Below are 18550 nucleotides of genomic sequence, written 5' to 3' on the forward strand. Positions count from 1 at the left end.
AACAGTCTCGATGGAAACCTCGCTCTATCTGCCGGTCAAAGGCTTTCTGGAAGCGGCGGGCTATGTCGTTAAAGGCGAGATCGGCGGATGCGATCTCGTCGGCCTGAGCGAAGGAGAGCCGTCCGTCGTCGTGGTGTGTGAGCTGAAACTCAGCTTCAACCTCGAGCTTGTGCTGCAGGCAGTCGATCGAGCGGCAATGAGCGATGAAGTGTGGATCGCCGCCCGCATTTCCGCCAAGGGGCGAGGGCGCGAGGCCGACAAGCGCTATCGCGATCTGTGCCGTCGGCTGGGGATCGGCATGCTCGGCGTCTCCGATGCCGGCGAGGTCAGCGTTATCGTCAGCTCCGTCTCGCCGATGCCCCGCACCAATCCGAAGCGCCGGTCGCGGCTCGTCAAGGAACATCAGCGCCGGCGCGGCGATCCGGTCGTCGGCGGCGGCTCGCGTGCACCGATCATGACGGCCTATCGCCAGCGTGCCCTGATCTGCGCCGCGGCACTCCAGCAGGGGCTCGTGCGGCCACGCGACATGAAGGCGCTGGCGCCGGATGCTGGCAAGATCCTGCTCGGCAATGTCTACGGCTGGTTCGAGCGTCGGGAGAAGGGCATCTATGCGTTGACGCCAAGCGGCGAAGCTGCGCTCCTTCGCTGGCCGCAAGCCATCAGTGTGGTAGCGTAAAGCCGCTGCGCATCGGCGCCTCGATCATTGCGAGCCCTGCAGACTGACGCTTTACCAGCCACGGCCAGCCCAAATTGGGATCGCCGCTTGGCCGCGGCGACACGCGTTCCGTCGTCGCGCATCTGCGCAAGACAACGAACAAGCGACCTAAAAGGCTGAACAATCGGAGCCGCCGTTGCCCCGCATACGGCGGCTTGCTCTTGCCTAAAGGAGATAAACTAGATCGGACTCCAGTAACGCAACCTTTATCGGGAGCGGCGTGGCCAAGCGTCCGTGATCGCCCTAGCTTAGCCGTCGTGAAGAATGCTGCGCAGCTCGCTGGGGCCGCAATGGGTCCAGCCAACCCCCGAGGCTCGACGATGGTTACGTTCACGCTCAATGGACAGACGAAGACTTTCGACGGCGATCCGGATACGCCGCTACTCTGGGTTATCCGTGATTTCGAGAGGCTCACAGGCACGAAATACGGCTGCGGGGTTGCCCAGTGCGGTGCCTGTACGGTGCATATGGACGGCTTCACGCGCCGCTCCTGCATCACGCCGATCTCGACGGCGGAAGGCTCCGAGATTTTCACGATCGAAGGGGTCGAGGGCAAGGAAGCGGAGGCTGTGAAAGCGGCCTGGATCGCGATCGACGTGCCGCAATGCGGATACTGTCAGTCGGGCCAGATCATGTCGGCCGTCTCGCTCTTGCAGAACACCCCGAAGCCGACCGACGAAGATATCGACGGTGCGATGACCGGAAATATCTGTCGATGCGCCACCTACCATCGCATACGGGCGGCAATCCACAGCGCCGCCGCTTCGATGGAGGGTTGAGACATGACCATCCAGGAGATTTCAACCACGCGCCGTGCTTTCCTCGCCGGAAGCGCCGGTCTCGTCATCGGATTTGCGCTGGCGCCGAAGATTGCCGCCTTCGCCGCCGAGAAAGGCGAACAGGCTGGCGGTTCGGACGCGCTCGTGACACTCAACACTTTCGTGAAGGTCGGGACCGACGACACGGTGACGATCCTGTCGAAGCATATCGAGTTCGGGCAGGGGCCGTTCACCGGTCTCGCGACGCTGATCGCGGAGGAACTCGATGCCGATTGGGGGCAGATGCGTGCCGTGCATTCGCCCGCCGATGACAAGATCTACGCCAACCTTGCTTACGGTCTGCAGGGGACCGGTGGCTCCACCTCGATCGCCAATTCCTACGAGCAATTCCGCAAGGCAGGAGCGACGGTACGCGCCATGCTGGTTGCGGCCGCGGCCGATGAGTGGAAGGTTCCGGCAAGCGAGATCACCGTCGAAAAAGGCCGTGTCAAGCATCCCGGTTCCGGCAAGGAGAGCGGCTTCGGCGCCCTGGCAACGAGGGCCGCCGCCATCAAGCCGCCGGCCGACATCGAGCTGAAGGATCCTGCAAAGTTCACTCTGATTGGGCAGGAACTGCCAAAGCTCGACACCGTCTCCAAGACCAACGGCCAGGCAATCTTTACGCTGGACATCGTGCCGGACAATCTGCTGGTCGCGGTGGTCGCCCACCCGAACCATTTCGGAGCAACGGTCAAATCGTTCGACGATCGCGAAACGCGCAAGGTGAAGGGTGTTGTCGACGTCAAGCAATTGCCGCAGGGTGTCGCCGTCTATGCCGACAACACATTTGCTGCGTTGAAGGGCCGTTCGGTCCTGAAGGTCGATTGGGATCTTTCCAATGCGGAGACGCGCTCCAGTGACAAGCTTGCAGCCGACTATGCGAAGGCGCTGACGGAGAAGGGCGTCACTGCCGCCGAGAAGGGCGATGTCGAGAAGGCCTTCGGCGACAAAGGGCTGAAGACCCTCGAAGCGCAGATCATCTTCCCGTTCCTTGCTCATGCGCCCATGGAGCCGCTTGACGCCGTTTTCATCAGGGCGGCGGATAGCAGTCTCGACGTCTACAATGGGGCCCAGTTCCCTGGCGCGGACAAGAATACTGCGGCAAAGATCGTCGGGCTCGATCCGTCAAAGGTCCGGCTGAACACACAGATCACCGGTGGCAGCTTCGGACGCAAGGCGCAATTCGGCTCGCCCTATATGCAGGAGGCGGCCGCCGCCTTTGCGGCGACCGACCAGTCGCGCCCGGTCAAGCACATGTGGACGCGCGAGGACGATATCCGCGGCGGCTATTATCGGCCGATGTATCTTCACAAGATGCGCGGCGCCATGAATGCGGATGGCCGCATCGTCGCCTGGGACCAGGCGATCGTCGGCCAGTCGATCCTGGGCAAGGCGGATCTCGACAGCACATCGGTCGAGGGGGCTTCAGACCTGCCTTACGACGTGCCGAACCTCAGGGTGATCTCGCATAATGTGAAGCTTGCCGTGCCGCCGCTCTGGTGGCGATCTGTCGGACATACGCATACCGGCTTTGCGGTCGAGACCTTCCTTGACGAGCTGCTCCAGATGGCCGGCAAGGATCCGGTGGAAGGGCGGCTCGAGCAGCTCAAGGAAGATCCGCGTTACGCGGGCGTGTTGAAGAAGGCGGCGGAGCTTGCTGATTGGGGCGGGAAGATACCGGAAGGCAGACAGCGCGGCGTGGCCGTGGTCAAGAGCTTCAACACCTATGTCGGCCAGGTGGCGGAGGTGTCGGCCGGGGCCGACGGAACACCGCGCGTGCACAAAGTCTGGTGCGCGGTCGATTGCGGCGTGGCGATCAATCCGAACGTCATCAAGGCGCAGATGGAGGGCGGCATCGGCTACGGTCTTGGTGCGGTTCTGTTCGATGCCGTGACGCTCGGCGAGGGCGGCGCGATCATGCAGTCGAACTTCCATGATTACCGGTCGATCCGGATCAACGAGATGCCGGATGTCGAGGTGGCTGTCATCAAATCCGGCGAGCCGCCCACCGGTGTCGGGGAGCCCGGCGTGCCGCCGGTCGGGCCGGCGACCGCCAATGCCTGGCGGCGGCTGACCGGCACACCGGTTCGCAGCCTGCCAATCGTTGCCGTGACGACAAGCTGAGGGAGGCGGACATGAAAAGCAGACTGGCACTCGCCTGCGCGGCAGGCGGCCTCTCCCTTCTTGCGGCCTTGCCCGCCTCGTTCATGGCGCTGGCGCAGACAGCGCCCGTGTCCGACAAGTCGACACTCAAGCCGGTGGCATCCTTCTCGTCGATCGCCGATCAGAAAGCGCGCTCGGTCGCGCTCTTCAAAGAGGCGGGCAAAGTGATCGAGCATCCTCGATGTCTGAACTGCCATCCGGCGGGCGACAAGCCGCTTCAGACGATAGCCATGCATCCGCATCAGCCGCCAGTCACCCGCGGCGACGGCGGCATGGGCGTGCCTGGCATGATGTGCAACACCTGTCACGGCGCGGAGAATGCAACCATCGTCGGTCAGTCGCCGACGTTGAAGAGCGTTCCCGGCAATCCGGCGTGGCATCTGGCGCCGATCGAAATGGCATGGGTGGGCAAGTCGCTCGGCGAAATCTGTCAGCAGCTCAAGGACCCGACGCGCAACGGCGGCAGGGATCTGAGCAAGATTGTCGAGCACATGTCCCATGACAACCTCGTCGGCTGGGGCTGGAACCCGGGCGAGGGCCGCGAGCCTGCACCCGGCACCCAGGCGGAGTTCGGTGAACTGATCAAGGCCTGGGTCGATACAGGAGCCGCCTGCCCGGCAGGCTGATGAAAATAGCGCCAAGCGCTGGTCAGTCCTGGCGCTTGGCCACACCGAGGTTCATCTTCGAAGTCAAATTTGCAGAGCGAAATTACATCGGTATTTCTCGCCGCGCCGTTTGACAAAACATGCATTGTCACCATATGAGCCTCATGGGCCGCCTGCGCGATTTTCGCGCGGGCGGTTTTGCGTTTGAATGGTCTGGTTTGTGCAATTCATTCGCATCCGCATCGATGTCTGCGCAGGGGATGAAAATGGACGAAAAGGGCGATCTCACGGTTCGGCGGCTGGCGCTCTGGGGTATCCCGATGTCGCTCGGGGTCATGGGCCTGAAGATGGTCGCATGGCAGGTGACAGGCTCGGTGGCATTGCTGTCGGACGGGCTGGAATCGACAGTGAACGTCGTTGCCGCCTTCATCGCCTTCTTCGTCATCCGCTATGCACAGAAGCCGGCCGATCACGATCATCCGTTCGGACATCACAAGGCGGAATATCTTTCGGCCGTGACCGAAGGCGTGCTGATCGTCGTGGCGGCGCTGTTGATCGTGAATGAAGCGATTGGGCATCTCTCCGATCCGCGGATGTTGGATGCGCCAGCGCTTGGTCTTGCGATCAACTTTGTCGCCGGCGTGATCAATGCCGTCTGGGCGCAGATCCTGATCAGGAGCGGACGCAAGTATCGCTCGGCGGCGCTGACGGCGGATGGCCAGCACATCATGTCCGATGTCGTCACCTCGGTCGGCGTCCTGGTCGGCCTGCTGCTGGCGCTGGCCACCGGCTACGCAATCTTCGATCCCGTGCTCGCCATCCTGGTTGCCGTCAACATTCTCTATCAGGGCTGGAAAGTGATCTCGCATTCGATCGGCGGCCTGATGGATCAGGCGGTCACGCTCGAGGAGGAGGAGGCGATCAAGCAGGCGATTGCCACCCATGCGGCGGGCTCGATCGGCGTGCATGACCTGAAGACGCGCCGTGCTGGCACCGTCACCTTCGTCGATTTTCATCTTGTCGTGCCGGCCGCCATGTCTGTAAGGCAGGCGCACGATATCTGCGATCGCCTTGAAGATGCCATCCGTGCAGCGCATCGGGGCTCCAGCATCGCCATACACGTCGAGCCAGAGGGCGAGAAGGCCCACGGCATTCGCGTCAAAGTCATCAAGGAGGCTTGAATGCCCAAAACAGATGTATCCAACCTGTCCATGCTGGGCAGCCAGACGGAATCTCCGAAATCACCGGAGGAAGCGGTGCTAGAGCGCGTGCCGTCGAGCCATGCCGGCACCGACTACGTCGTCCGCTTCACGGCACCAGAATTCACGTCGCTCTGCCCGATGACGGGTCAGCCAGACTTCGCCCACATCGTGATCGATTACATCCCCAACGAATGGCTGGTGGAATCGAAATCGCTGAAGCTGTTCCTGCATGCCTTCCGCAATCACGGCGCCTTCCATGAGGATTGCTCGATTTATATTGCCAAGCGGCTGGTCGAACTGCTCGACCCGAAGTGGCTCAGGATCGGCGCCTACTGGTATCCGCGCGGCGGCATTCCGATCGACGTTTTCTGGCAGACCGGCAAGCCGCCCGAGGGCGTTTGGCTGCCCGATCAAGGCGTCGCCACCTATCGCGGTCGCGGCTGAACCCTGGCGATTTGGTTGAGAGGCCTGGAATTCAAACGTTGTCGCGGGCGAGTGCAAACTTGGCGACATCCATTTGGATCTGGCGCTTCTCGCTGCGAAGGCCGGCTCTCAGAAGATTGCGCGCCTTCACGAGTTCGAGACGCAAGCGCATCAAATGCTTGCCCAGCTTGCTCTTTGGCCTGAACGTATCGTCCTCGGATGCCCGAAGGAAAGGCGCCTTGTTTGCGCTGTCTTCGAGAAAGCGCAATTGGACCACGGGGGCCGGTTCGATCTGAAAGGCCGTAATCCACGATCTATGCCAGAAGTATGCATCGACCAATGCATAGTTCTTCGTGTCTTGAAGCATCTTCGCGGCTGCGCGTGGCCCTATGACATAACCCGCCAAGCCGAGCCGGTTTTGAAAGACGCGCGTCGCCCGGTGGCCGCTGTGATCATCGGTCCAAAGCGGTGACTTCGCCATGATATGGGGCAGGGGTACGAATTCCAGATCGTAGACGCAGTTCCAGTCGTCGTCACGGTCGCGGATAGTCCTTATCACTTCGGCAATATCGCTCGAAAGGACGGCGTCGTCCTCCAGGATGATTGTCTTTTCATTTCGCTCTGCGACGGCATGCCATGCCATTCGATGCGAGGTGAAGCAGGCTATGTCCTGGCGAAGCGTCGGACTTGGCCAGTTGTTGGCCGCTTCCTGGCAGGCCTCGAGAGATAGGTCGCTTGCCTCGAACGCGTCGAGAAAACGATATTCCAATCCGAGTCTCGCCATCTGCCGAGACTGATAATGCCTTCTCTCGTTCTCGGACTTGCGACTGATGATAAGGATATTCAACAGATCTTGCCTAGTAGATGGCCATAGCGTTCAAATCTTATTGAGAACTCTGTCTCTATCGTCAAGGTTGATCGTCGATGCCTCACGACGTCCACGCGTGGACGCGGCAACAGGCGGCCTCCGGGAAGGCCGCCTGATCGCGTCAGACATTGAAGCTGTCGTCATTGCCGAAGTCGGATTGATCGTCATCGGCGGAATCGTCATCATTGGTGTCGTAGTCGGCTTGCTGAACACTGGCAGTGTCGTTGTCGTCGTTATCGCTTTTCGTGTTGTCGGCTGCCTGCTGCTTGTCACCATCGTTACTGAAATAGTTGTTGATGACCGTCCCTTCTGTCGGCGCGTTGCCGAAGGGATTGTTACCGGCAAGCGGTGAACCCAAGCCAAGCGACGACATGTGGCTCCCGAAGATACCGCTTAGCGAATTGGCGAGCAGCATGCCGCCTGCGACGCCTGCCGCCGTGCCGAGCGCGCCTTGCAGGAAGCTGCCACCTGCAGAAGGCGCCGCCGCCTGCGGGCTCCATGGCCCGGTCGGCTGCTGTGGCATGGCGCGGGGGGTGTCGAAACCGCGATCCTCATGGATCTGCTGGCGCGGCGCGCTTCCCCATGGACCGGAGGAGGGCGGCGGCACCGCCGGCTGCTGGGGCGGTGTCTGGCTGGTGCCGAAGATCGAACTGAGGAAACCGCCGCCTTGTTCGGCCTTGTGATATTCGCTCTGGTCGGCCTCGAGCACACGAATGCGCTCCTCCAGCTGCTTGATATGATTGGCGGCCGCTTCCAGCCCCTTTTCCTGCACGATAACGGCCTGCGCAAGATAATAGGTGGCATAGGGCTGCTCGCTCGTTGCCTGGTCGATCAGCGCTTCGGCGTCATGGTCACGCGGCGTTGCCGATGCGGTGCGGACACGCTCGAAAAGGGCGGTCAACAATTGGCGTTCTTCAGGTGACATGGCCGGTCTCCTTTGTTGCTGGCGATCTCGCGCCTAGGGATGACGTAGGAACGGATTTCGACTTTTCAAAGCCGTGCCAAGTTACATTTCGGTAAGCCGCGCCGTCTGCCTAACCATATCTTCATCCGTTCCGTGGCTTGTCTTTTTCCCGCATTGTTTTACGCATGGAGTCGCACTATGTGCGAGGAACCCGAATTCGACGCAAGAGAGGTTCGAATGTACGAAGAAGAAGAACAGGACGACAAGACGAAGGAACTGCCGCTCGGCAAGGAAACGGAGGCGAACCTTTTCAAGTCGCGTTCGATCTTCATCTACGGGCCGATCACGCAGGAACTCGCGCAGAAGGTCTGCACGCAGCTCGTGGCGCTTGCCGCTGCCAATGACGACGATATCCGCATCTACGTCAACTCACCCGGCGGCCACGTCGAATCCGGCGATTCGATCCATGATATGATCAAGTTCATCAAGCCGAAGGTCTGGATGATCGGAACGGGCTGGGTCGCGTCGGCCGGCGCGCTGATCTATGTCGCAGCGCCGAAGGAGCGGCGCATTTGCCTGCCGAACACGCGCTTCCTGCTGCACCAACCGTCCGGCGGCACGCGTGGCATGGCTTCCGACATTGAAATCCAGGCTCGCGAGATCATCAAGATGAACGAGCGTCTGAACAAGATCATGGCTGAAGCAACCGGTCAGTCCTACGAGAAGATCGCTGCCGATACCGACCGCGACTATTGGCTGTCTGCGGAAGAAGCCAAGGCCTACGGCCTCGTTTCGCGCATTATCATGTCGCAGTCCGAGATCTGATTTCGTGCTATGAAAAGCGCCCTTCTCTTGCCGGCTGGCAGGCCAGGGCGCTTTTTCATTTTCGTACCGAGCCGCGGAGTTCCAACATGCCCGATCTGCATTACGAGCATCCGCGTCTGGCAGGCCTTTATGATCTTGCTTGCGGCTGGTCCGAGGACCGGGATTTCTACCTCTCGCTGGCAGACGGCGGGCCGAAGTCAATCCTCGATCTTGGCTGCGGCACCGGGCTGATCTGCGATGCCTACGCAGCACGCGGTCATGACGTGACCGGCGCCGACCCCTCGGCACCGATGCTCGATATCGCCAAGCGCAAGCCGCATGGCGACAGGATCGAATGGGTCGAGTGTTACTCCCAGGATTTTCGATCCGAAAAGCGCTTCGATTTGATCATCATGACCGGTCATGCCTTTCAGGTATTGCTCGACGAGAGGTCCATTCTCGCCACCTTTGCTGCCATGCGCGAGCATCTGGCGGATGGCGGCTGCATCGTCTTTGAGACCCGCAATCCTGAAATAGACTGGAAAGCCCGCTGGGACGGCGGTGCGTTCGAGGTCGTTCACGGCGGGGCTTGTCGTTCGCAAGACGCGCGACGTGGTCTCTTACGGGGAGGGGCGGATCCATTTCGAAACTCGCTATCAATTCCCCGAAGAGACGCTTGTCTCAAAAAGCGAGCTGCTGTTTTTGCCGTGCAGCGATATCGAACGGCACCTCGAGGCTTCCGGGCTGCGCGCCGAAGCCGTCTATGGCGATTGGGACCGTCAGCCTTTCGACCTGCGGACCTCCGAGGAGATGATCTTCGTCGTCCGGCGCGCTTCGTGAGTCAGGCAGCAAGGCACACTCTCAAGCAACGGCGGGCCGCCAGGCGATCACGCCTTCCGCGTTGCTCATAGATCCGCAAGGCCTTGATGGAGATACCTAGCCGCGCTGCCGCCTCGGACGGGCTCAAAAAGTGTGCGGAATGACTCAACGACTCACCTCGTTGGTTGTTTGTCGCCCTGCTTATCGGGGCAGCCCCAGGGGACAGGTCAACAGTATTTCGAACATTGGCGGCGTTTCTTTGCAGGACGGTTCGATGGTGCAGGAGAACGGAACTTGGCCGTCGCGGACTTGTGTTCTTTCCGCGTGTAATGCTCCATGCGGCAGTTGCATTCAGTTCGAGTCCCGCCATGCTCAAAGACTTCTCCGTTCAAAGCCTGTTTATGGGCCTCCTCACTACGTTCGTGGGGTTTGCCAGCTCCTTTGCGGTCGTGCTGCACGGCCTGCAGAGTGTCGGCGCGACGGATGCGCAGGCGGCATCGGGCCTCATGGCGCTATCAATCGCGCTGGGGCTCTGCGCGATCGTGCTGAGCTGCGTGACGCGGTTGCCCATCAGCATTGCATGGTCCACGCCCGGCGGGGCGCTGCTTGCAAGTACCGGCGTGGTCGAGGGCGGGTTCAATGCGGCGGTCGGCGCGTTTCTTATCTGCGCAGTGCTGATCGTGATCGCCGGCCTGTTCAAGCCGCTCGGCCGGGCGGTTGCGGCCATTCCCGCGCCGCTCGCCAATGCGATGCTCGCTGGTGTGCTGATCGGGTTGTGCTTTGCACCGGTCAGGGCGATCGGCTTCAATCCGTCGCTCGGCTTGCCGATCGTATTGGCGTGGATCGCCGTTGGCGCCTTCAAGCGACTCTGGGCGGTGCCGGCGGCTCTGGCGGCCTTCGTGCTTGTGGTTGCCTTCGGCGTCGACATTCCCGAGGGGGCGCTGGGCTCGATCCAACAGGCGCTGCGGCCGCCGGTCGAGTTCGTCATGCCCGTCTTCAACCTGCCGGCTTTCGTCTCCATCGCCCTGCCGCTTTTCATCGTGACCATGGCGTCGCAGAACATCCCCGGCATCGCCGTCCTGAAGGTGAACGGCTACGAGCCGAAACCCGGGCCGCTCTTCTCGGTGACGGGCCTCTTTTCGATCCTATCAGCGCCGTTCGGGGGGCATGCGGTGAATCTGGCTGCCATCACGGCTGCAATGTGCGCCGGCCAGGACGCCCATCCCGATCCCGCGCGACGGTATTGGGCCGTCCTCGTCTCAGGCATTTCCTATGTCATTCTCGGACTACTGGCAGGCGCGGTGACGACCTTCGTGGCCCTGGCGCCGCCAATCCTGATCCAGGCGGTGGCTGGACTGGCACTGGTCGGCGCTTTCTCCGGCTCGGCCATGGCAGCGTTCCAGGCACCGGAATCGCGAGAGGCGGCGGCCATAACGTTTCTGGTGACGGCATCCGGCGTTTCCTTTGCGGGAATCTCGGGCGCATTCTGGGGATTGCTCGCCGGAGGGTCGATGCTGGCCCTGTCACGTTTTGTGCAAGCGGCGAAAAAATAGACGGAGGGATTGCCAGTTTTTTGCACCCCGGCTATAAGCGCGACCATGAAGAACACGGGCATCATGATTTCTGAGCAGATTGCACGCGGGCGTATCGCCCTGCGCGACAATACGCGCGCCCTGACCTCGCTTCTTCTCCTCGGCCTTACGCGCGGTTGCCGGGTCCGTTGAGGAGCGCCCGGCGGCCGAAAGCCCGCCCAGGCCATCGCTCCTCGTGACCAATCCCGAAAACTGATCAACCGGATGCTTTCGCACCGGATTCGTCATCGCCAAGCCAGACCCGATACGCTATGACGCGGCTGGCCAGATGACGGGAAGAGGAAGAGAAGACATGGACACGAACACCCGCTCCCAAACCAAAGGCATGCCCGAGGCGGCGATCAAGTATCGCGCCTATCCGCAGGTGAACATCCCTGACCGTACATGGCCGTCCAAGACGCTGACCAAGGCGCCGATCTGGTGCTCGGTCGATCTGCGCGACGGCAACCAGGCGCTGGTCGACCCGATGGGCCACGACCGCAAGGCCCGGATGTTCCAGTTGCTGCTCGACATGGGTTTTAAGGAAATCGAGATCGGTTTCCCATCGGCATCGCAGACGGATTTCGACTTCGCGCGCTGGTGCGTGGAGCAGAGCAACGTACCTGATGACGTGTCGCTGCAGGTGCTGGTGCAGTGCCGTCCGGAGTTAATTACCCGTACGTTCGAGGCGCTGGAAGGGGCGAACCGCCCGATCGTTCACTTCTACAACTCCACTAGCGAATTGCAGCGTCGTGTCGTGTTCGCCAAGGATGTCCAGGGCATCAAGCAGATCGCGGTCGATGCGGCGAAGATGATCTCCGACATGGCTGCCAAGGCTGGCGGTGGCTACCGCTTCGAATATTCGCCGGAGAGCTTCACCGGGACCGAACTTGAGGTGGCTTTGGATATCTGCAACGCCGTCATCGAGGTGATGAAGCCGACGCCTGACAATAAGCTGATCATCAACCTGCCGTCCACGGTCGAGATGGCGACGCCGAACGTCTATGCCGACCAGATCGAGTGGATGTGCCGCAATCTCGACAATCGCGAAAACCTGATCATTTCGCTGCATCCACATAACGACCGCGGCACCGGTATCGCTGCTGCCGAGTTGGCCTTGCTGGCGGGTGCAGATCGCGTCGAAGGCACGCTGTTCGGCAATGGTGAGCGCACCGGCAACGTCGACGTCGTCACCATGGCGCTGAACATGTTCACTCAAGGAGTCGATCCGGAGATCGACTGCTCCAATATCGTGCGCATGAAGGAAGTGTTCGAATATTCGAACCAGATGCCGATCGGCGAGCGCCACCCTTATGTCGGCGAACTGGTCTACACGGCTTTCTCCGGCTCGCACCAGGATGCGATCAACAAGGGCATGAAGGCGATCAAGGTTGCCAACCACCCTGTTTGGGAAGTGCCTTACCTGCCGATCGATCCGCAGGATGTCGGCCGTACCTACGAGGCGATCATCCGCATCAACTCGCAGTCCGGCAAGGGCGGCATCGCCTACATCCTGCAGCAGGATTACGGGCTGAACCTGCCGCGCAACCTGCAGGTCGAGTTCCGCGAAGACATCCAGCGGATCACCGACGAAGAGGGCAAGGAATTGCCGTCGAAGCGCATCTACGACCGTTTCATCGAGCGCTATGTGACGCAGCCGGTAGGCCGCATCAAGTTCGTCGATCACCACACCTATGCCGATCCGGAGCACAAGGGGCAGCGCATCGTCGCCGCCGAGATCACCGACAACGGCGAGACGAAGCGCATCGAAGGCAAGGGCAATGGCCCGGTCGACGGCTTCGTCAACGCGCTCTCGCACTATCTCGGCATCGACATGTCGGTCGAGGACTATTCGGAGCACTCGCTGCAGCATGGCTCGAACGCTGCGGCCATCTCCTACGTCGAGACCTCCTATCCGGGCGGCAAGCTCTTTGGCGCCGGCATCAGCACGAACATCGTCGGTGCATCCCTGGAGGCGATCGTCTCTGCCGCAAACCGCGTGCTCGAGGTCAAGGCTGGAAAGGCCTGACGCGCCGCGCTCTGGTGCAGCGGACTATTCCGCTGCACTCCTTCCTGGACAGTGCCGAGAATTTTTGGGCGTCGTCATTCGGGCGGCCGCATCGTTGCGGCCTACCCGAACATCAGATCGATGCCGCAACCTGCATGGCGAGCTGGCCGAGCGACGCTTCCGACGATGGGCCGACGAGCACATAGGACGTGCCGGCATTGTGCCAGGCAACCACCCCGATCTCGTCCTTGATCGTTTCTTTGAAATCGTCGATCTCGGAGGGCAAGCTGTCCTTGCGGAAGCAGATGGAAGCCAGATCGCCATCGGAGCTCGTGTAGACCAGCTGGCCGACCGGCCGGCCGTCGCCGATGAAGACGCGTGCACCCTGGAAGGTCCAGCCCTGATCCGACAGGTCAGGCACGCGGAATGCAACGCCAACCGTTGAGGTCAGCCAGGTGGAAATTTCCTCCGCCTGCGTCGACGGCACCTCGAAAATATGACGCGGCTGGCGAGCGATCAGGCGTTGGTTGGCGATGACGTCTGTCAGCCATTGGCTGGAATCGGCGGCGGCTTCGATCGTTGCCGGGGGTGCCGATTGCATCGTGCTGGTGCTGCCGGCGGCGAAAAAACCGATGCCGCAGCCGGCGATGAAGAGGATGATTGCTGCCGCAAGAGCCTGTGGCCCGGTTGGCGCAAGCTTAAACGAGGGCCGCGAAACGCGCGAGGCAACCGGAGCCTTCGGGGGCTGTGCGCTCTTGATCGACCGAACAAGGGCGAGGGGAACCGGTTCCTTGAGAACATCGTCGAGGCGGTGCTTTCCGAAGTCGGCGCCGTGTCGCAGCTTGTCATAGAGCCGCTTGGCACCCTCGTCGTTGGCCAGGCGCTGCTCCAGCTCCTGCTTCTGTTCGGGCGTCGTCTCGCCATCCAGCAGGGCGGTTAGCTGAGCATCGAGCGGCAGTTTTTTGAAATCGAGCAATTCAGTACCTGTGAGAATAATTGTCCGCGATGCTGGCGAAATGCAGCCTCGCCGCGGCAAGCTGCGATACGACGATGTTGATCGTGACACCCATAATATCAGCCGTCTGTTGATAGCTATGCCCCTCGACGATGACCAGCAGAAACGCGCTAGAGGTGCCTTCGGGCATCTCGGAAACCATGTGGTGGATGACATCAGGATCGACGAGGGGGGCACGGTCGCGGCTCGCCTCGCGGATATCGGTGATATTGGTTTTCGAAACGGCATGCGGCTTGCGTCGGCGATGGTCGTCACTCCATTGCTGGCGGGCGAGGGTGTAGACCCAGCTCTCCAGACGGCCTTCGCCATTCCATTGGTTGCTCCTGGCGATGGCGCGCTCACACGCCGCTTGCGCGAGTTCGTCCGCACTTGCTGCATCACCTGCAAGGGTCATCGCGAAACGCCGCAGCCGGGGCAGAAGGCCCACTAGGTCGCGTCTGATATCGATGGTCGTCACGGGTTGACGCATGGTCTTTCCAAGTAATGCATGGGCGTTCAGGCAGAACGCCCAGCAGGAGATCGATTTATATCGCTTCTGTGTCCTTTATGAAACAAGTACCTGATGCTTCGCAAGCATCCGGCCGCGTATCCCACGGGTTCTCAAAGCTTTTCTTCGCTGGTACCGGTGCTGCAACCTCAATACGTGCGGTAGCCGTTTAATGTTTGCAGTAGCGAGCGGTAGGCCCAGGTCTGCTCGCCGCCCCGATCCCGGATCTCGACGAGCTGGACGCGCGCTCCCTGTACATCACCCTGTTCCACCAAAGCTTGGCCCATATATGACCGTGCCAGAACATAATTCTCGTCGGCCTGCAGCGCCTTGCGATAATACGACATCCCCAGTTCCATTCTACCCGCCTTGCGGTTGGCGTAGCCGAGGTAGTTCAGGATGCGCGGATCGTTCTGGTTGTTGGCAAGCTGAAGCACGGTCAGGGCGTTGTCATATTGACCGGCATAGGCAAATTCACGGGCTGCCTTGTAGAGGTCGTCATCGTTGAACGAATTCTTCTTCGGAACCACGCATTCCTTGCGCTTTACGTCCCAGACCTTGCCGGCAGTGCATTTTGTCGTCGTTTCGGTCTTTGGCGGCGGCTTGGTTTCGTCGCTCTCATCACCGATCGCAAGGGCGGATGAAGAGACAGCGATGGCAAGCGAGCCGGCCAAAGCCAGACCGCGAAGACTGATGAACGCCATGGGCATGCAATGACTCCGTGAATTGATACTGCAGAGACAACGAGTTTACGTGGCAATCGCCAATTGCCAAGGCCTCGGATGCTTTCCGAATTCAAGATACCGTCATCTTCAGTTTCTGAATCAACTTGGCGAGACGATGATTTCGAAGGTGGCGCTAACCCTTGAAAATATCGACACTTTCACTGCATACGCCGTCGCCCATGGCGTTGATGCTGAAGCGTTCCCCGGTCAGTTCCCAGGCACGCGGAGAGCCGTCGATCGAGAACAGATTGTAGGCGGCGCGGGGCTTTAGTCCTCCTGGTCCCTGCGATGCGGAGGCGATGCCGACCACCGGGACGGGGCCAGTCTGGCCGCGCAGCCAGTGGAGCGTGTTCAAATGCGTATGGCCGTGGAGCACCAGTTCGGCGCCGCCGGTGGAGATCACGGCGCCGAAGCGGCGAATGCCGATCATCCGCTTGTGGAAGGACGTTGCGCCACGAATAGGTGGATGGTGGATCATCACGACCCGAAACAAGCCGGCTTCGCCAGCCGCGCGCAGCATGTTGACGGTGTCTCGCGCCTGGCGCTCACCAAAGAAGCCGCTGGCCGCGAAAGGGGGCGTTGCGACGGCTGTCGAGCAGCCGACGATGGCGACCTTGCCGCGAACGCGGAGATAGGGAAAGACGTGGCGATCTTGCTGCCATTCGGGCGGCGCGAGGTCGCCGCGCACGTTGTCGTACCATGCACGCACCGATTTTTCGTAGGCGCCGGGAACGTAAGCATCATGGTTTCCGGGCACGACGGAATTGTCCTCGGGGTCACCGAGTTCTTTCAGCCAGGCGGCGGCGGCGCGAATCTCCAAGCCGCTTGCGAGGTTCACCAGGTCGCCGGTGACCGCCAGATGATCGGCCTGCTTCGCGCGTATGTCGTCCAGCAGCAGATCCAGCGTGCTGCCGAAAAGGTGCTTGCGCCGGTTGCGATGCCAGTTCACAAAGCCGGTAATGCGTTTGGAGAAGAGCTCGCGGACGGAAAGGCGAGGGAGCGGGCCGAGATGGATATCGGAGATGTGCGCGAGCTTGAACATGCGAGCAGACATAGCCCAGTAAGTCTGCAATTCAAACACATCTGCTTGAACGGATTAATGGAATTGGAAAAAGCGTGACCGGAACCATCCGCCCCTGGCAATCACGAGTCCTGATGCGCATCGTGCATGTCTATTTCGCGATCGCGCGCGGAATGACGATGGGTGTGCGAGCCGCCTGCTTCGATTCGGCGGGGCGCATCTTCCTCGTGCGGCACAGCTACGTGCCCGGCTGGCATATGCCGGGCGGAGGGCTTGAGCGCAATGAGACTGCCGAGGAGGCCCTGATCAAGGAACTTCGCGAGGAAGGGAATCTGCGTATTCTCGGCCGGCCTCAGCTCTTCCACATCTATTTCAACACGGCGGCCAGCCGACGCGACCATGTTCTCTTCTATAAGACCCAGGTGGAGCAGACGGCACCCCGGCCACCGGACCGGGAAATCGTCGAGTGCGGCTTCTTTGAGGTCGATGATCTGCCAGTGGGCACAACTGAAGCGACGCGCCGTCGCCTGGCTGAACTCGCGGGCGAGCAGGAGCCCGCCCACGTCTGGTAGAACACAGGCTAGGCCGCTGCCAATCGGGCACGGCCATGCGGATGGTCGAGATCGAGCGCCGGGCCGACGGGCACAATCCCCGTCGGATTGATCGTCTTGTGGCTGCGGTAATAGTGGTCCTTGATATGGCGGAAGTTCACCGTCTCCTTGACGCCCGGCGTCTGGTAGAGATCGCGCAGATAGGCCGACAGATTGGGGTAGTCGTCTATGCGGCGGATATTGCACTTGAAGTGACCGACATAGACGGCATCGAAACGGACTAAGGTCGTGAACAGTCGCCAATCGGCCTCGGTCAGCCGATCGCTGAAGAGATAACGACCCTTGCCGAGGCGCTCGTCCAGCATATCAAGCGTCTCGAAGAGCCTGACGACATTTTCGCCATAGGCCTCCTGTGTCGTCGCGAAGCCGGCCTTGTAGACGCCGTTGTTGACGGTGTCGTAGACGACGGTATTTAGCTCATCGATGTCAGCCCGCAAATCCTGCGGGTAGAAATCAACGGCCGAGCCGGTCAGATGATCAAAGGCGCTGTTGAACATCCTGATGATCTCGGAAGACTCGTTGTTCACGATCGTATTGGTCTTCCTGTCCCACAAGACCGGGACAGTCACGCGGCCGCAATAGTGCGGATCGGCCTTCACGTAGACCTCCGACAGCGTCTTGGCACCGAAGAGATGATCGCCGGTCGCACCGTCGCCGACCTTGAACTCCCAGCCGTTTGACAGCATGAGCGGATCGACGACCGAAACGCCGATAAGATCCTCGAGCTTCTTGAGCTTGCGGAAGATCAGCGTGCGATGCGCCCAGGGGCACGCCAGCGAAACATAGAGATGGTAGCGGTCAGCCTCGGCCTTGAAGCCACCCGTACCGGACGGCCCGGCTGCGCCATCGGCCGTAATCCAGTTGCGAAACTGGGAAGCGGCGCGCTTGAAGTGCCCCTTGGTTTCTTTTGTATCGTACCAGACGTCATGCCAGACGCCGTCAACCAGCATGCCCATGTTGTCATCCTTCAGATTGTGTTGGGTCAGAACATATCGCAGCTTTTGCTTGTTTACAGGCGGTAAAGATTGAACACTGCGTCACGCCCGTGCGGTCTCTCGCCAAATTCCATTGGACGATCGAATTTTTTCCTGCTATCGGCCATTTCACATTTTGGAACCCGATTTGATGTTTGCACCGAGAAACCTGCGACGACGCTGATGCTCCCGAACGCCGAAGGGCGTGCTCGAGATCCATCAATTCTGTCTATCCGGTTTCCGTCTCATCATGCATAAGCACGATCTGGTCTACCTCACTGAGGACGCGTCGCACGACGCTGCAATCGAACACATCAACGAAGAAGCATTCGGCCCCGGCCGGCATACGCGCGCGGCAGCCCGCATTCGCGAGCAGGGACCGCACGATCTTTCACTTTCCTTCATTTGCGCCGATGACGGCGAGACAATCGCATCGGTACGAATGACGCCCGTCCAGGCCGGCTCGGTGAATGGGCACCTGCTTGGACCACTTGCGGTGCGGCCGTCTCACAAGGGCCGCGGCATCGGCCGGGAACTCGTCCGGATTGCCATCGACGCCGCGCGCCGCTCGGGTTCGGAGGCGGTCATTCTCATCGGCGATCCACCCTACTACTGCCCGCTCGGTTTCGAGAAGGTTGCTCATAACGCGCTGACGTTTCCGGGGCCGGTCGATCCGGCGCGCGTCCTTGTTGTACCGCTCGCGGGGGACGCGCATGCGCGGCTGAAGGGAACTATCGGCTGGCGGAAATAGGGTGCATGCGGTATCAGCCTTATGTCCGAGACGCGCTTTGCGTGATCTTTCAGTGGCTTGAAGGGC

The 18550-nt window shown here is 60.8% G+C and carries 20 protein-coding genes and 1 pseudogene; 14 read left to right on the top strand and 7 right to left on the bottom strand.

The features are described from left to right. Positions 1–10: 10 nt before the first annotated feature. From FHX09_RS07870 to queF, 6 genes are all read left to right on the top strand, one after another. Positions 11–676, top strand: a complete 666-nt coding sequence (locus tag FHX09_RS07870; protein WP_132588813.1) for a DUF2161 family putative PD-(D/E)XK-type phosphodiesterase — start codon at positions 11–13, stop codon at positions 674–676. Between the two features lie 359 nt (positions 677–1035). Then, a complete protein-coding gene (locus tag FHX09_RS07875; protein WP_007789891.1) occupies positions 1036–1494 on the top strand; it encodes a (2Fe-2S)-binding protein in 459 nt (152 codons plus the stop codon). A gap of 3 nt (positions 1495–1497) precedes the next feature. Continuing rightward, positions 1498–3657, top strand: a complete 2160-nt coding sequence (locus FHX09_RS07880; protein WP_184449694.1) for a xanthine dehydrogenase family protein molybdopterin-binding subunit — start codon at positions 1498–1500, stop codon at positions 3655–3657. Between the two features lie 11 nt (positions 3658–3668). After that, on the top strand, positions 3669–4322 hold the full coding sequence (locus tag FHX09_RS07885; protein ID WP_132588811.1) for an Isoquinoline 1-oxidoreductase subunit: 654 nt from the start codon (positions 3669–3671) through the stop codon (positions 4320–4322). Positions 4323–4567: 245 nt separating this feature from the next. Further along, positions 4568–5482 carry a CDF family cation efflux transporter EmfA gene (gene emfA, locus FHX09_RS07890; RefSeq protein WP_183719248.1) on the top strand — a complete coding sequence of 305 codons (915 nt, stop codon included), beginning with the start codon at positions 4568–4570 and terminating at the stop codon, positions 5480–5482. Beyond that, positions 5483–5947: a preQ(1) synthase gene (gene queF, locus FHX09_RS07895; protein WP_007789896.1), complete on the top strand. Its 465-nt coding sequence runs from the start codon at positions 5483–5485 to the stop codon at positions 5945–5947. Between the two features lie 31 nt (positions 5948–5978). On the opposite strand, the gene FHX09_RS07900 is transcribed toward queF, so the two are convergent. Further along, positions 5979–6773, bottom strand: a complete 795-nt coding sequence (locus tag FHX09_RS07900) for a glycosyltransferase family 25 protein (RefSeq protein WP_184449696.1) — start codon at positions 6771–6773, stop codon at positions 5979–5981. Between the two features lie 142 nt (positions 6774–6915). Continuing rightward, positions 6916–7719 (bottom strand): DUF2076 domain-containing protein, encoded by an 804-nt coding sequence (locus FHX09_RS07905; protein WP_184449698.1) that lies wholly within the window; start codon positions 7717–7719, stop codon positions 6916–6918. Positions 7720–7935: 216 nt separating this feature from the next. Between FHX09_RS07905 and FHX09_RS07910 the strand changes: the two genes are divergently transcribed. The 6 genes and pseudogenes from FHX09_RS07910 (at position 7936) to leuA (ending at position 12921) form a co-directional block, all read left to right on the top strand. Then, the gene (locus FHX09_RS07910) at positions 7936–8523 is read left to right on the top strand and encodes an ATP-dependent Clp protease proteolytic subunit (RefSeq protein ID WP_037082079.1); all 588 of its coding nucleotides are present in this window, start codon (positions 7936–7938) and stop codon (positions 8521–8523) included. Between the two features lie 86 nt (positions 8524–8609). Next, positions 8610–9023 (top strand): annotated as a pseudogene (locus FHX09_RS30445) (class I SAM-dependent methyltransferase); the annotation flags it as partial. Between the two features lie 40 nt (positions 9024–9063). Continuing rightward, the gene (locus tag FHX09_RS30450) at positions 9064–9342 is read left to right on the top strand and encodes a hypothetical protein (RefSeq protein ID WP_348649163.1); all 279 of its coding nucleotides are present in this window, start codon (positions 9064–9066) and stop codon (positions 9340–9342) included. 347 nt (positions 9343–9689) lie between these two features. After that, complete coding sequence (locus FHX09_RS07920) at positions 9690–10874, top strand: benzoate/H(+) symporter BenE family transporter (RefSeq protein WP_132588807.1); 1185 nt, start codon at positions 9690–9692, stop codon at positions 10872–10874. A 45-nt stretch (positions 10875–10919) separates the two neighbouring features. Beyond that, positions 10920–11045, top strand: coding sequence for a hypothetical protein (locus tag FHX09_RS30305; protein ID WP_274533072.1), 126 nt, complete (start codon positions 10920–10922; stop codon positions 11043–11045). Between the two features lie 160 nt (positions 11046–11205). Then, positions 11206–12921 (top strand): 2-isopropylmalate synthase, encoded by a 1716-nt coding sequence (gene leuA / locus FHX09_RS07925; RefSeq protein WP_007789903.1) that lies wholly within the window; start codon positions 11206–11208, stop codon positions 12919–12921. Between the two features lie 112 nt (positions 12922–13033). Here leuA and FHX09_RS07930 read toward each other — a convergent pair whose 3' ends face one another. The 4 genes from FHX09_RS07930 to FHX09_RS07945 form a co-directional block, all read right to left on the bottom strand. Beyond that, the gene (locus FHX09_RS07930; protein WP_132588806.1) at positions 13034–13876 is read right to left on the bottom strand and encodes an anti-sigma factor; all 843 of its coding nucleotides are present in this window, start codon (positions 13874–13876) and stop codon (positions 13034–13036) included. 1 nt (position 13877) lies between these two features. Beyond that, on the bottom strand, positions 13878–14384 hold the full coding sequence (locus tag FHX09_RS07935) for an RNA polymerase sigma factor (RefSeq protein ID WP_132588805.1): 507 nt from the start codon (positions 14382–14384) through the stop codon (positions 13878–13880). A 167-nt stretch (positions 14385–14551) separates the two neighbouring features. Beyond that, a complete protein-coding gene (locus FHX09_RS07940; RefSeq protein ID WP_007789908.1) occupies positions 14552–15112 on the bottom strand; it encodes a hypothetical protein in 561 nt (186 codons plus the stop codon). Positions 15113–15260: 148 nt separating this feature from the next. Then, positions 15261–16199 carry a metallophosphoesterase gene (locus FHX09_RS07945; protein WP_132588874.1) on the bottom strand — a complete coding sequence of 313 codons (939 nt, stop codon included), beginning with the start codon at positions 16197–16199 and terminating at the stop codon, positions 15261–15263. A gap of 83 nt (positions 16200–16282) precedes the next feature. Between FHX09_RS07945 and FHX09_RS07950 the strand changes: the two genes are divergently transcribed. Further along, on the top strand, positions 16283–16720 hold the full coding sequence (locus FHX09_RS07950; protein ID WP_007789910.1) for an NUDIX domain-containing protein: 438 nt from the start codon (positions 16283–16285) through the stop codon (positions 16718–16720). Positions 16721–16728: 8 nt separating this feature from the next. On the opposite strand, the gene FHX09_RS07955 is transcribed toward FHX09_RS07950, so the two are convergent. Then, a complete protein-coding gene (locus FHX09_RS07955; protein WP_132588804.1) occupies positions 16729–17715 on the bottom strand; it encodes a glutathione S-transferase family protein in 987 nt (328 codons plus the stop codon). Between the two features lie 268 nt (positions 17716–17983). Here FHX09_RS07955 and FHX09_RS07960 point away from each other — a divergent pair, with 268 nt between their 5' ends. Then, entirely contained in the window at positions 17984–18484 is a 501-nt protein-coding gene (locus FHX09_RS07960) for an N-acetyltransferase (protein ID WP_132588803.1), read from the top strand. Positions 18485–18550: the final 66 nt, after the last annotated feature.

The sequence above is a fragment of the Rhizobium sp. BK538 genome, assembly GCF_014197575.1.
Taxonomy (GTDB): Bacteria; Pseudomonadota; Alphaproteobacteria; order Rhizobiales; family Rhizobiaceae; genus Rhizobium.